The organism is Nonomuraea terrae (assembly GCF_044465245.1).
GTDB classification, from domain to species: Bacteria; Actinomycetota; Actinomycetes; order Streptosporangiales; family Streptosporangiaceae; genus Nonomuraea; species Nonomuraea terrae.
On the sequence record NZ_JBITLL010000008.1, the window covers coordinates 181,434 to 195,724 of the forward strand.

The 14,291-nt window shown below is 72.6% G+C and carries 8 protein-coding genes and 1 riboswitch; of the genes, 2 read left to right on the plus strand and 6 right to left on the minus strand.

Going from position 1 to position 14,291, the window contains the following annotated elements; genetic code table 11:
- The first annotated feature begins 18 nt into the window (after positions 1–18).
- A complete protein-coding gene (locus ACIBP6_RS39155) occupies positions 19–591 on the plus strand; it encodes a histidine phosphatase family protein (RefSeq protein ID WP_397059257.1) in 573 nt (190 codons plus the stop codon).
- Here ACIBP6_RS39155 and ACIBP6_RS39160 read toward each other — a convergent pair.
- Genes ACIBP6_RS39160 through ACIBP6_RS39175 form a run of 4 tightly spaced genes read right to left on the minus strand, consistent with a single transcriptional unit; the run spans position 551 to position 10,394 of the window.
- Positions 551–1,225, minus strand: coding sequence for a transcriptional regulator (locus ACIBP6_RS39160; RefSeq protein ID WP_397059259.1), 675 nt, complete (start codon positions 1,223–1,225; stop codon positions 551–553). The genes ACIBP6_RS39155 and ACIBP6_RS39160 overlap by 41 nt on opposite strands.
- Complete coding sequence (locus tag ACIBP6_RS39165; protein ID WP_397059261.1) at positions 1,222–8,514, minus strand: amino acid adenylation domain-containing protein; 7,293 nt, start codon at positions 8,512–8,514, stop codon at positions 1,222–1,224. The genes ACIBP6_RS39160 and ACIBP6_RS39165 overlap by 4 nt, the downstream gene beginning before the upstream one ends.
- Positions 8,511–9,443, minus strand: a complete 933-nt coding sequence (locus tag ACIBP6_RS39170) for a fatty acid desaturase family protein (protein WP_397059263.1) — start codon at positions 9,441–9,443, stop codon at positions 8,511–8,513. The genes ACIBP6_RS39165 and ACIBP6_RS39170 overlap by 4 nt, the downstream gene beginning before the upstream one ends.
- A 30-nt stretch (positions 9,444–9,473) precedes the next feature.
- The gene (locus ACIBP6_RS39175; RefSeq protein ID WP_397059265.1) at positions 9,474–10,394 is read right to left on the minus strand and encodes a pyridoxal-phosphate dependent enzyme; all 921 of its coding nucleotides are present in this window, start codon (positions 10,392–10,394) and stop codon (positions 9,474–9,476) included.
- 265 nt (positions 10,395–10,659) lie between these two features.
- Positions 10,660–10,755: riboswitch (TPP riboswitch) on the plus strand.
- On the opposite strand from ACIBP6_RS39175, the gene ACIBP6_RS39180 reads away from it, so the two are divergent.
- Complete coding sequence (locus ACIBP6_RS39180; protein WP_397059267.1) at positions 10,743–11,417, plus strand: TenA family protein; 675 nt, start codon at positions 10,743–10,745, stop codon at positions 11,415–11,417. It overlaps the preceding riboswitch by 13 nt.
- A gap of 3 nt (positions 11,418–11,420) precedes the next feature.
- On the opposite strand, the gene ACIBP6_RS39185 is transcribed toward ACIBP6_RS39180, so the two are convergent.
- Positions 11,421–13,544, minus strand: a complete 2,124-nt coding sequence (locus ACIBP6_RS39185) for a carbon starvation CstA family protein (protein WP_397059269.1) — start codon at positions 13,542–13,544, stop codon at positions 11,421–11,423.
- Complete coding sequence (locus ACIBP6_RS39190) at positions 13,541–13,891, minus strand: hypothetical protein (protein WP_132618406.1); 351 nt, start codon at positions 13,889–13,891, stop codon at positions 13,541–13,543. The genes ACIBP6_RS39185 and ACIBP6_RS39190 overlap by 4 nt, the downstream gene beginning before the upstream one ends.
- Between the last annotated feature and the right edge of the window lie 400 nt (positions 13,892–14,291).

Sequence of the window (14,291 nt, forward strand, 5' to 3'; positions counted from 1 at the left end):
CGGAAGGAGCCCGCTGCCTTGACCCGCTACCTCTACCTCGCCCGCCACGGCGAAGCCACCCCCGACGAGAGCGGGCTGACGGAGGCAGGCCGGCGCCAGGCCGCGCTGCTGGGCGAGCGGTTGCGCGATGTCCCCCTCGCGGCCGTCCACCACGGGCCGCTCCCCCGGGCCGCCGAGACCGCCCGGATCGCCGCCGCGCGTCTTCCCGGCGTCCCGGTGCACGCCTGCGAACCCGCCGGCGACTACGTGCCGTACGTGCCGCGCCGGGACGAGCTGCCGCCGCAGGCCGCCGACCACTACCTCGGCTTCCTCGCCCAGTTCCCGCCGGAGGAGGTGAAGCCGGAGCTCGCCGGAGAGGCCGTCGCCCGGTTCACCGGGCCGTCGGACGAGACCCGCCACGAGCTGGTCGTCACCCACAACTTCCTCATCGCCTGGCTGGTCAGGCACGCTCTGGACGCCCCCGAGGCGCGCTGGCTCGGGCTCAACCACGCCAACGCCGCGCTCACCGCCATCCGCTACGCCGCCGGCCGCCCGCCGGTCCTGCTCTTCTTCAACGACAGGAGCCACCTGCCGCCCGAGATGCCCGGCTGATCCCGTCGGGTGCCCGGAGTTCGGCCAGCAGGCCGTAGACGGTGGACCGGGAGACGCGCAGAGCCCCCGCGACGACCGGAGCCGCCCGGCGTACCGTGAAGACCTTGGCCTCCTCCAGCCGGGCGAGCACGGCCAGCCGGTCGGCGCGGGTCAGGCGTTCCACCGGACGGCCACAGGCGCGCACGTACGCGCCGATGATGTGCCGGACGCGCTCGTTCCAGTCGTCCGCGAACAGCGGCTCCGGCCGCGGCACGCTCGGCGCGGCGAACGCCGCGAGCGCGGCCGCGGCCTGCTCCAGCGGCGTGCGGTCGACGTTGACGCACAGCACCGCCGCCGCACCGCCGTCCGGGTCGCGCAGGACCGCGCTGACCGACGCCAGGCGCCGGCCGTCCGCGAGCAGCTTCTCGTACGGCCCGAACACGTCCCGGGCCGCCGGATCGAGACTGTCCAGCTCGCCGATCGACGACGGGGCGCCCGGTGCGCGGGCGGTCAGCGGATTCCAGATCGCGAGGACCCGACGGGTGCCCGGGTCGTGCAGGACCACCTCGGCGTACGGGCCGAGCAGCAGCGCGACGGCCCGGCACATCGGCTCCCACGCCCGCACCCGGGGGTCGGCCTGCTCGTCGGTCGTCACAGCCGGGCTCTCCTCGCCAGCCCGGCGTCGGCCTCCCGCTGCAGGTCGTCCAGTTCGCCGAGCTCCGCGGGCGGCACGGCGTCCGAGAGCTCGTCCTCCATGAAGCGCAGCCGACGGTCGCGCCAGCCGGCGATCACCCAGAGCAGTTGCAGCAGGCCGCTGAGGACGACCAGCAGCGCCAGACCACGACCCGGCCCGGTGCCGATCACCGCACCCACGCTGCCGGCGAGGGCGCCCCCGGGTTCGAGCAGCGGCTGAACGTGACGCTCCGCCAGTGGCCCCATGACCAGATAGCCGAGCGGCATCGTCAGCGTCATCGTCATCATGAACAGGGAGAGCACCCGGCCCTGCAGCTCCAGCCCGACCTTCGCCTGCACCAGGGCCAGCCAGTGTCCTTCGGCGACCGAGTCGCAGAACCAGATCGTGAACAGGCCGATCACGGACAGGTACGGGCTCGCGAGGCCGGTGACGGACATCCCCACACCGGACACGCCCAGCACCACGATCAGCCCTGTGGCCCTCCGGGCGGTGCCGCCCCACAGGCCCATGACGAGGCTGCCGCACAGGGCGCCCAGACCGCCCGCCGCCAGCGCCGTGCCCAGCATCGCCGTGGACCGCTCGGTCAGCAGCATCGGCACGATCACCGAGAAGCCGATCATGTACAGGACGTGGTGGACGACGAAGAAGCGCATCGCACGCAGCAGGGCCGGGCGGTGAGCGATGTAACGCCAGCCGGCGATGATCTCCTTGCGGAAGCTCTCGTCGCGGTGACGGAAGAGCATGTCGGGGAACCTGACCGCGAGCAGCGTGGCGGCGCCCAGCAGGAAGCTGAGCACGTCCAGCGCGAGGACGCCCTCGATGCCGATGACGTCGATCAGACCGGCGCCGATCAGGGGTGCGACCACTGTCCCCACGCCCATGCCGAGATGGGTGATGCCGTTGGCATGGCCGAGGTAGCGCTTCGGCACCAACTGCGCGACCGCGGCCACGTAGGCGGGACGCTGGAAGGCGCCGGCGACCGAGGTGACCGAAACGGCCAGGTAGACGTGCCACATCTCCAGGCCGCCGGCCAACACCAGCAGGCCGAGCACGCCCATCGCCACGGCCGCCGCGGTGTCGCTGAGCAGCATGATGCGCCGGCGGTCCCAGCGGTCGGCCACCGCGCCGGCGACCGGCCCGGCGACGATTCCCGGCAGCATGCCGATCGCGTTGATCAGCGCGAACTCCGTGATGGAGCCGGTGCGCTGGTAGACCCAGATGCTCAGGACGAGCGTGCTGAGGCTGCTGCCGATCATCGAGACGAACTGGCCCAGGGCCACGAACGCGAACCGGGACAGGGCAGGGGCCACCTGACGGGGCGCGCGGTCGCGTACCCGTGCGGGGGCGGGTCCCTCGTCCTCGCCCGGCCGCGGCGCGTTCCCGCCCCGCCACCGCTCGGCGTGCTCGACCAGGGTCCGGGCCAGCGGCTCCGCGTGGGTCTTCACGAAGAAGTGACCGGCCCGGGGCAGGACGGCCAGCTCGACCGTGTCGGCGAAGTGCTCCCACTCGCGGTGCCGTTCCTCGTACAGCTCCGTGACGCGGTCCCGGGAGCCGACCACGCTGAGCACCGGAGCGCGCAGCCGCGCCTGACCGGCCCCCTGGTAGGCGGCGGTGAAGTACTCCTCGGCGTCCCGGGCGTCGTGCCGGACGTTACGCAGCACGAACTGTTCCTGCTCGGGGCCGTCCAGATCGGTGAAGCCGCCCCGCGCGCGCAGAAAGGAGACGTACTCGCGGTCGGAGGTGAACCGGTCGGTCGGCACCAGCCGGTGGAACCAGTCGAAGAAGCGTCCGGGCAACCGGGCGGTGGGGAAGCTCGCGCCGAGGCCGACACCGATCAGCTCGACGCCCGCCTCCTCGGCCCGCCGGGCGACCTCGATCGTGACGGCGCTGCCGAGGCAGTGCCCGTACAGCAGCACCGGTCCGGACAGCGAGCGGAGCTCGGCGAGAACGCGTTCGGCCACGTCGGCGGCGGGCAGCAGGGGTTCGTCCGGCCGGCTCTGGTCGTGGCCGGGAAGCTCGACCGCGTACAGGGCCCAGTGGGCGGGGAGCGCCGCCGCCAGGGGCTGGTAGGCGATCGCGCTGCCGCCGGAGTAGGGGATCGTCACCACCGTGACGCCGCCCTGGCCCGCGTCGGACGGGGTCAGCCGGTGCAGCAGCCGTCGCGGGCGCGGCTCGGCCGACCGCTGGTCGAGCAGGGCGGCAAGGCCGCGTACGGTGGGCTGCCGGTACAGCTCCACCAGCGCCAGTGACGGGTCGATCCGCCGGACGAGCCGCAGGGCGGTGAAGGAGTCGCCCCCGAGGGAGAAGAAGCTGTCGTCGACGCCGAAGTCGTCGACGCCGAGCATCTCCGACCAGACGGCCGCGACGCGACGCTCGGTGGCGGTCCGCGGGGCGGCGCCCGCCGCCGACGGCGCCGCGTCGGGCGGGGCCGGCAACGCCCGACGGTCGAGCTTGCCGTTGGGGGTGAGCGGGAGCCGGGGCAGGACCACCAGCCGGGCGGGCACCATGTGGACCGGCAGGGTGGCGGACAGGGCCTCCCGGACCGCGGCCTCGGTGACGTCGGCGCCCGGTCTCGGCACCACGTACCCGACGAGCTGGGCCAGGCCCGATGGCAGTGTGTGCACCGCGGCGGCGGACGCGAGCGTCTCCGGCAGCCCGGCCAGGGCGGCCTCCACCTCTCCCAGCTCGATCCGGTAGCCGTTGACCTTGACCTGATCGTCCAGCCGGCCGAGGAAGTCGACGTCGCCGTCGCGGTGGTACCGGGCGCTGTCGCCGGTGCGGTACATGCGGCCGTCCGGGACGAACGGGTCGATGAGGAACCGCTCGGCCGTCAGCTCGGGCCGCTCGTGGTACCCGAGGGCGACGCCCACGCCGCCGAGGTACAGCTCGCCGACCACGCCGGGCGGGACGGGCCTGCCGTACGCGTCCAGGACGTAGACGCGGTTGTTCGGGAACGGCCGGCCGATCGGCAGCGGCGCGTCGGGCGGCAGGGCGGAGACGTCGCCGTCGAAGTAGACGTTGTCCACCGTCACCTCGGTGACGCCGTACGCGTTCACCACCCGGTTGCCGGGGCCCACCAGCCGCTGGGCCCGCAGGTACTCCCGCACCTGCCACTTCTCGCCACCGCCGATCAGCAGCCGGACGAACTCCAGCCGCTCTCCCACCGCCTCGACGTGCGCGAGCAGACTGCGCAGCACGGCAGGCACCAGCTCGGTGGAGTTGACCTGTTCCGCGCGCATCAGCGCGTACAGCTCCGCCGGATCGAGCAGCACCTCGCGCGGCACGACCACAAGCCTGCCGCCGGTGCACAGCGCGCGCAGCGTCTCGCCCACGAACATGTCGAACGAGAAGCTGGCGGCCTGCTGGTACGTCCAGCCCGGGTCGAGGGCGTAGGCGTGCTGCCACATGGCCACCGCGTGCACGAGGTTGGCGTGGGTGACGACCACGCCCTTGGGCAGGCCCGTGGAGCCGGAGGTGTAGATGACGTAGGCGGGGTCGGCGGGCCCCGCCGTCGCCGCCAGGTCCTCGCCGCTCTCCGCGGAGATCCGGGCCGCGTCCCGGTCCAGGGCGACGACCGCCGCGCCGTCCGGCGCGGGCGGGGCGGCGGGCAGGTCCAGCCGGGTGACCAGCACGGACGCGCCGCTGTCCCGCACCATGTACGCGAGCCGCTCCGACGGGTACGCCGGGTCCAGCGGCACGTAGGCGCCACCCGCCTTGAGCACCGCCCACATCGCGGCGAAGAGCTCGATGCCCCGGTCGAGGCAGATCGCCACCCGCGTGCCGGGGCGCACCCCGTGGCCGCGCAGCACCCTCGCGAGCCGGTTGGCGCGCTCGTCGAGCTCCCGGTAGGTGACGGTCGTCGGGCCGGCGGTGAGCGCCGGCGCGTCGGGCGCCGCCGCCGCGCACCGCTCGAACAGCTCGTGAACGGTGTCCGCCGCGGGCAGCGGGATCGCGCTGTCGTTCCACTCGCGCACGATGCGGTCCCGCTCGGCCGCGGTGAGCAGGGGAAGGTCGCGCACCGGGGTGGCCGGCGCCGCGGCCGCCGCCTCCAGCAGGGTGAGCAGGTGGTCCCCGAGGGCTTCGACGCGTTCGGCGTCGAACAGCTCGGTGGCGTAGTCGACGGTCAGGACGGGGCCGTCCACCGTGAAGTGCAGGCCGAACGCGAGATCCACCAGCATCGCGGCCGGCGGCTCGTCACCGGCGTACCGCAGGAGCGGGCGGCGCGGGGCAGGGGTGTTGTGCACGGTCACGCTGATCCCGCTCAGCCGGTTGACCTTGCCGGCCTGCGCCCGCCCGATCGCCGCCATGATGTCCGGCAACGGCAGGTCCTGGTGCTCGAGGTCGCGTACGACCGCCTCCTGGACCCGGGAGAGGAGGTCGGCGAACGTGGGATCGCCGCCGACGTCACCGCGCAGCGGCACGATGTTGAGTACGGCGCCGACGAGGTGCTCCGAGTCGGCGTCCCGCCCGGCGACCGGTGCCAGCACCGTCACGTCGTCGTGCCCGGTGTACCTGCCGATCACGGCCTGTACCCCGGCCAGCAGCACCATGAAGAGGCTGGCGTGGTGCTCCCGCCCGCAGGAGCGGAGCCGGTCCAGCAGATCGGGCGGAAGCTCGCGGGAGATCCGCTCGGCGGCGAACGACCGCGCCGCCGGGAGCGGCCGGTCGGCCGGGAACTCCACGTCCAGGTCGGCATCGGAGAAGCGGTCCCGCCAGTAGGCGTCGTCGGCGCCTGGCGGCCTGCGCCGGCCGGGCTCCGCCGGCCGGTCCCGCCGGCTCTCGACCGGCTCGCGGCCCTCGGCCAGGTCGTGGTAGAGCTCCGCCAGCTCGTCCGCGAACACGCCGGCCGACCAGCCGTCGAAGCAGAGGTGGTGGACGACGAGCAGCAGTTCGTCGTCGCCGCCGGTGCGCAGCAGCACCATGCGCGCGAGCGGGCCCGCCGCGAGGTCGAGCGGCTCCCGTACGGCCTGCCGACGCGCCCGCGCGGCGCCCGCCGCCCGCTCCCCCGGCGGCAGGTCGCGCAGGTCGATCACAGTCAGCGGCACGGTTTGGGGCACGGTCTGGGGCACGGTGCCCGGCGGGTCGACGATCATGACCGGTTCCCCGTCCTCGGACGGGAAGCGGGCCCGCAGCGCGGGGTGCCGGCGGACCAGTTCGGCCAGGCACGCCTCGATCAGCTCCGCCCGAGCCGGGCCGGCCCATCTGTACCGGATGCCGAGGGTGTACGCCGGCAGGTCGGCGGTCAGCTGCTCGGCCATCCAGAACGTCCGCTGCATCCCGGTGAGCGGCAGCACCCGCGGCTCGTCGTCCGGTCCGCCCTCAGCCGGTCCTCCTGGGGTGTCCCGGGCCTCCGGTGTGCCGGGTGCGGAGCCCGCCTGCGTGTCCCCGGCGGAGCCGGGCGCCGCGCGGACCGCCGCCACCATGTCCGCGAACGTCGGAGCCGCATACAGCTCGCTGAGCGCCAGCTCGGCCCCGCACTCCCGGCGCAGCCGGCTGATCAGGCGGATGGCCTGGAGCGAGTCGGCACCGAGCGCGAAGAAGTCGTCGGCGGGCCCGATGCCGGTGACGCCGAGCAGGTTCTCCCACAGCGCGCGGACGCGCGCCTCGGCGGTGTCGCCCGAGCCTTCCGCCGAGCCCGGGTCCCCGCCCGGCACGTCGCCGTCGACCGCAACCGGCGGCACGGAAGGCGGCACGGAAGGCGACACGGCCGCCAGCGCGGCCGTGTCGACCTTCCCCTGAAGGGTGAGCGGAAAGGACTCGTGGCAGCGGATCACGGCCGGCACGAGGTGGTGCGGCACCTGCTCGCGCAGGCGCCGGCGCACCTCGGTCGCGTCCGTACGGCCGTCCTCCGCGATCAGGTGTGCCACCAGCCGTGTCTGCCCGCCGCTCTCGTCGGCCAGCACCACCGCGTCGGCGACGCCCGCGAGCCGGCGCAGCGCCGCCTCCACCTCCGCGGGCTCCACCCGGAAGCCGCGGATCTTCACCTGCCGGTCGAGCCGGCCCAGATACTCCAGCGTCCCGTCGGGCAGCCGCCGTACGCGGTCACCGGTGCGGTACTCGGGTGCTCCGCCCGGCCCCGGGACGAACCGCTCCGCCGTCGTCTCGGGCCGGCGCAGGTAGCCGGTGGCCAAGGCGGCGCCGCCGATGCGCAGCTCGCCCGGCTGCCCGGCGGCGGCCTCGGTGCCGTCCGGCCCGACGACCCGGCAGGTCACTCCTGGCAGCGGAAACCCGATCGGCACCGGGTCGGCACCGGACCAGGAGGTCAGGTCGGCGACGGTCGCCGTGACGATCGTCTCTGTCGGGCCGTAGGTGTTGAGCAGCCGCACGCCGGGGCGGACCCGTGCGCGCCAGCGCTCGACGGTCCGGGCATGCGCCGCCTCCCCGCCGATGATCACCATGCGGACGCTCGCCGGCAGCGCCGCCTCGTGCCTGTCGATCGCGGACACGAGCTCCCGCCAGTACGCGGTGGCCATGGCGAGCACGGTGACGCCGAGGTCGGCGCAGCGGTCGAGGAACAGGTCCGGCCGGCTGATCATGTCCTCGTCGCGGACGACGACGGCCGCGCCCGCGATCAGCGCGGGGAAGATCTCCTGGACGCTCGCGTCGAAGCTGAGCGAGGCGAACTGGAGCACGCGGTCGTCAGGCCCAATGCCGTACGCGTCCCGGGCCACCTCGCAGAAGTGCGACCAGCCGCGCCGGGGCACCAGCACGCCCTTGGGACGGCCGGTGGAGCCGGAGGTGAAGATGACATAGGCGGCGTCGTCCGGAGACGCGGCGGCGGCGGGCGGCGGCGCGTCGGCCGGGCCGGCCTCTTCCAGGCGCAGCACCGGGGTGCCGGCGGGCAGCGGCGGGTCGGCGTCCACCAGGACGACCCTGGGTCGCGTGTCCTCCAGCATCAGCGCCAGCCGCGCCGCCGGATAGCCGGGATCGAGCGGCACGTACCCGGCCCCGGCGCGCAACACCGCGAGCAGCGCCGTCACCGCCGCCCGCCCGCGCGGCAGGCACAGCCCGACCAGGTCACCGGGCCCGACCCCGGCGGCCGCCAGCACGCCCGCCAGCCGGTCCACCTCCGCCACCAGCGCCGCGTACGAGGTCTGCCCCGTCGTGTCGATCAGAGCCGGGGCGCCGGGCGTTCGGTGTGCCTGCTCGGCGACGGCGGCGAGCACGTCGAAGGCCGGGGCCGCGTCCCGCGATCCCGTGGCGGAACCGTGGGACGCCTCCGCCGGGCCGGCGATGCGCATGTCGCTCATGCCTCACCTCTCCCGTGCGGCCGGCGAAGGGCCGCCCAGAGGGTGCGGTAGAAGTCCGCGTACGTACGCTCCACGTGGACGGCGTGGCGGCGGGTCTCCTCGTGACGGCCGGGCAGCAGGTTGATCGGCACGCTCATCGCGGCATGGTGCTCGATGTGCAGGTTGTTGCCGTTGGTGAACCAGGTGCTCAGCCGGCTCCCCCTGATCGACCGCGTGTTGCGCAGCACATCGGTGCTGTCGGTGTCGCAGAGGACGTGCTCGGGCAGCTCCACGAGGAAGTGCAGTGGCACCGCGAGCAGGAGGGGCAGCACCCACAGCCGGAGCGGGTACTGGCCGTACCCGGCCACGGCGACGCCGAGCGCGGCCAGGACGGCCCCGCCCAGGACCAGGTGGTCCACGACGATGCGGCGGCGCATGGCCGGGCTGACCGCGCCGAACCCGTACGTCCAGCGGCCCGTGGCGGCGAGCAGCACCTCCCACAGGACCGAGGCGAGCCGCCGGTAGTCGAGCAGCCCGCGTACCAGGTGTGACACGGTCAGCGGTGCCCGGGTGTCGAAGCCGAAGAACTCGGTGTCCTGGGGCGTGCCGAGATAACGGTGATGCTGCAGGTGACGCAGGCGGTAGTGGCTGTAGACCACCATCAGGGGCAGGCCCAGCGGGACGCCGGCCAGCCGGTGCGGCCAGGGCCTGCGGAACGCCGAGTGGTGCAGGCACTGGTGCTGCAACTCGACGGCGTGCGTGTACATCGCGGCGAGGATCACCACGCCCACGGCGACCAGGGGTAACTCCGGGCGCAGCGCGAGGACCACCCCCACGGCGGTCAGCACGGCCAGCGCGGCCAGCTTGGCGACGAAGACCCGCTGGTCGTCCCGGGTCACCTTGGTGCGCGCGAAGAGCAGCGCGGGGCCGCCTCCGGTCAGTGCGGTCATCGTTTCCCCGATCAGGTGCGGCAGGTACGGTCAGCGTCCGCTGAGCAGCACGACGTGGGTTCCGGACAGCGGGCCCGCCGCGCGGGCGCGCGCGAGCAGCCCGGCCAGGGCCGCCGCCCCGGCCGCGGTCGGGCTCGCACCGTACGGGGTGAGCGCGGCCCTGGCCTCGATCAACTGCTCGTCGTGGACCCCGAACACCGCGCCGCCGGTGTCGGCGATGGCCGCCATGGCCTCGGCGCCCTGCAGGGCGTGCCAGTTGACCAGCGGCTGGTTGTGGTCCGACGCCGTGACGGCGTCCGGCGGCAACATCCGGTACTCGCCGGGCCAGCTCGTCACCACCGGGTTGTTGCCCGCGGAACACACACCGTTGATCACGCTGGACCAGCCGAGTGCCCGCATCCGCCGGTGGACGGCGATCGTCGTGGTGCCGTTGCCCACCGGGACCCACAGCGCCGCGGGCGGCTCGCCGAGGGCCTCCCGCAGCGCGGGGACCACCACGCCGTGTCCCTCGAACACCGCGTCCGCGTACGGGCCGTCCACGTTGCCGTCGACCGCGCCCTCCTCCGCGGCCACCCGGCGGGACTCGTCCACGGCGTCCTCGTAGCTGCCGGGCACCAGATGCACGTGAGCCCCCGCGGCGCGCATCCACGCGCCACCGTCGCTCCAGCCCTCGGGCAGGACGATTGTGCAGGTCATGCCGGCAGCGCGGCACGCCATCGCCATCGCGCGGCCGTAGTTGCCGCACGTCGCGACCACCACATGGCGGTACCCGTCGGCGGCGGCGCGGGCCACCACGGCCCGCGCCGCGGGTTCCTTGTGGCTGCCGGAGGCGTACCGGGTCTCGTCCTTGATCAGGACGCGGGCTCCGGGGACGAGGTCCGCGGCGTCGATCAGCGGCGTGCCGTACGCGTCGATGGGCGCGCCGGCGGACGTCAGGGTTTCCGTGGACATGCGTCTCCTCGGACATGGTCGTGCAGAGGGAAGGAGGTCAGGGCCTGATCACCGACCGCGTCCTGATCCCGATCGGGATCGCACGGGGAGGAGGGCGCGTGACTGGGACGAACGTTACAAAGGGACATATCAGGCCGGGTTAACGGCAGCCGAAACCTGGATGTTGATCAAGGAGTAACTGCCTGATCTTGGAATGAATCGCCAGGTAACAACCCACATGAGGGCTGACGTACAAGATGTCCGGCTAATCCCGTGTTACAGTCGGCGCGTTGACGCGGGGTGCCCGGGCGTCCGGGCTGAGATCACACCCGTCGAACCTGCTCTAGTTCGCACTAGCGAAGGGACGTCATGTTCTGCGACGACATGTGGCAGCGCACGGCCGAGTTGATGAAGGCCATCCACGACCACCCGTTCAACGTCGCACTCGGCGACGGCACGCTCGAACCCGAGCGGTTCGCGTTCTACATCGTGCAGGACGGCCGCTATCTGGAGGCGTTCTCCAAGACGCTCGCCACGGCGTCGGCCCGCGCCGGCGACCCGGCGGAGGCCGCGTTCTACGCGCAGAGCGCGCACACCGCGCTGGCCGCCGAGCGCCTGCTGCACGCCGGCTACGTCGCCGACCTGGGCGCCGACGCCGAGGGCGTCGCCACGTCGCCGACGTGCCTGGCGTACGCGTCGTTCCTGCAGGCGACCGCGCTCACCGCGCCGTACCCGGTGATCGCGGCGGCGGTGCTGCCGTGCTTCTGGATCTATCAGGACGTCGGCACGGCGCTGCTCGGCAGGGCCGGCGACCTGGACGGCCACCCGTACGGGAAGTGGATCTCCACCTACTCCGACCCCGGCTTCGCGGCCTCCGTGGAGCAGGCCAAGGCCGTCGCCGACCGGCTCGCCGCCGCCGCCGGGCCGGACACCCGCGCGGCCATGGAGCGGGCGTACTGCCGGGCGGCGGCGTACGAGTGGATGTTCTGGGACAGCGCCTGGAGGCGCGAGACCTGGCCGACCGAGCGGTGGCTCGCGCCCTGACGCTCAGCTCCCCGCTGTGGCCCTGGCCATCGCCTCCCGTTCCTCGCGGGTGGGGATGAGGCCGGACGGCGCGAGGATCTTCGACTCCTGGAACGGCTCCTCCGTGCTCGGCAGCGGCTCCGGCGATCTGATCGCCTTCACCCACACCCGCATGGCGTCCACGATGACGACGATGATCAGAATGGCGAACAGGGCCGCCAGGATGCCGTCGACGGTCGAGTTGATCACGATCTGCCGCATCGCGTCCTCCGTCCGGGCGGGCGCGAGCAACTGGCCCTGGTCGAGCGCGGTCTGGTAGCGGTCGCGCTGGGCGAAGAAGCCGAGCCCCGGGTCGGGCGAGAAGATCTTCTGCCAGCTCGCCGTCAGCGTGACGGCGACGTCCCAGGCCAGGGGCACCGCCGTGACCCAGGCCCATTTCAGCCGCCCGCTCTTGATCAGCAGAGTGGTGGCGACGGTGAGCGCCACCGCGGCGAGCAGCTGGTTGGCGATGCCGAACAACGGGAACAGCTGGTTGATGCCGCCGAGCGGGTCGTTGACGCCCTGGTAGAGGAAGTAACCCCAGGCCGCCACGACGACGGCGCTGGAGATGTAGACGCTCGGCCACCAGCTCACCCGGCCCATCGGCTTCCACAGGTTGCCGATGGTGTCCTGGAGCATGAAGCGCCCGACGCGGGTGCCGGCGTCGACGGTGGTGAGGATGAACAGCGCCTCGAACATGATCGCGAAGTGGTACCAGAACGCCTGCAGCGCCTGGCCCCCGAGGAACCCGGAGAAGATCTGGGAGATGCCCACCGCCAGCGTCGGCGCGCCGCCCGTCCGGGCGATCAGCGTCTCCTCCTGTACGGCCGTCGCCGCCGCCTGCAGCTGCTCGGGCGTGATGATGAAGCCCATGTTCGTGACGGCCTCGGCGGCGCTCTGCACGGTGGTGCCGACGACGCCGGCCGGGGAGTTCATCGCGAAGTAGAGGCCGGGGGTGAGCACGCAGGCCGCCGTGATCGCCATGACGGCCACGAACGACTCCATGAGCATGGAGCCGTACCCGATCAGGCGGACCTGGCTCTCCTTCTGGATCATCTTGGGCGTCGTGCCGGACGAGATCAGCGAGTGGAACCCCGACAACGCGCCGCAGGCGATCGTGATGAACACGAACGGGAACAGCGACCCGGCGAAGACCGGCCCGTCGCCGGTGAAGGCGAAGTCGGTGAAGGCGGGGGTCTGCATGACCGGCATGGTGACCGCGATGCCGATCGCGATCAGCACGATCGTGCCGATCTTCATGAACGTCGACAGGTAGTCGCGCGGCGCGAGCAGCATCCAGACGGGCAGCACGGCGGCGACGAACCCGTACGCGATGAGCCACAGCGCGATGGCGGACGGGCTCAGCGTGAAGAACGGCGCCCAGCTCGACTCCTGCACCCAGCCGCCGGCCACGATCGCCAGCAGCAGCAGCGCGACGCCGATCACGCTGGCCTCGACGACCTTGCCGGGCCTGATCATCCGCAGGTAGAAGCCCATGAACAGGGCGATCGGGATGGTCATCGCGATCGAGAAGACACCCCACGGCGACTGCGCCAGCGCGTTCACCACGACCAGCGCCAGCACGGCCAGCAGGATGATCATGATGGCGAAGACCGCGATGAGCGCCGCCGCGCCGCCGACCGGGCCGATCTCCTCGCGGGCCATCTGCCCGAGGCTGCGCCCGTTGCGGCGCATCGAGAAGAACAGCACCACCATGTCCTGGACGGCCCCGGCGAAGATCACCCCCGCGATGATCCAGATGGTGCCGGGCAGGTAGCCCATCTGCGCCGCCAGCACGGGCCCGACCAGCGGCCCGGCCCCGGCGATCGCGGCGAAGTGGTGGCCGAACAGGATGCGGCGGTCGGTCGGCTGGTAGTCGACGCCGTTGTCGAGCCGTTCGGCCGGAGTGGCCCGGCGGTCATCGGCCCGCAGCACCTTCTTGACGATGAAGCGGGCGTAGAACCGGTAGGCGATGGCGTACGAGCCGAGCGCGGCGCACAGGAGCCACACCGCGTTGACGTTCTCTCCTCTGGACAGGGCGAGCATCGCCCACCCCACGCCGCCGACGATGGCGACCGCCGTCCAGATGAGGATGGAACGCAGCTTCAACGGTTACCTCCAGGTGAGGCGGGGCCATACAGGGGGCGGCCCAGGCAGCAGCGCAGTCCGGCGTCCGGCGGCAGATCGGAGGTGAAGCGCCGCCAGCGCCACAGCGGACGGCAGTCGATCGTGACGGGGAGCTCGGCGAGATGCACCCAGGCGAACGGATGGGCGTACACCAGATCGGTCGTCCCGAGGCGGCGCGAGCGCCGGGGCAACCGGGAGCGGCGCAACGGCCTGAGCGAGAACTCTCCCGCGTCCGCGCAGCAGAGGCCGGTCACGTGCCAGTCGAAGAACACCACTTCGTCGTCGCGCAGAGACTCGCGGGCGGCCGGCGTGAGTGAGATACGGGACATCTGTGGCTCCTGGAAACAGGCAGCTCAGAATTCACGTCGGCTTTACCCGCTTGGGTGAACACTGAAACGCTTCCTCACCATCAACGAGTCATGGCCGTCACAACTCCGCGCATTTTCCATCTCCATATATCGAAAAATGCCTTTTTTCGATATATGGACGCTTCTGTCGGGTCCGTGTAGGTTTCTCGGCGTGAGCCCCGTGGTGCTCCCGGAAGGCCGGATTCCCGGCTCGGCTACTCTCGGCGGCGTTCACTCTGCGATCATCCGGGCAAAGGGCAGCCGAATCGTCATTCGGGCGCATGAATACCCCACCATCGCCACCTGGAGCGGAGCGGACCGACGAATCAGCCGATCGAGACCCGGCGGAACCCGGTCGCTTCCGGATCCTTCACGCGGGCAC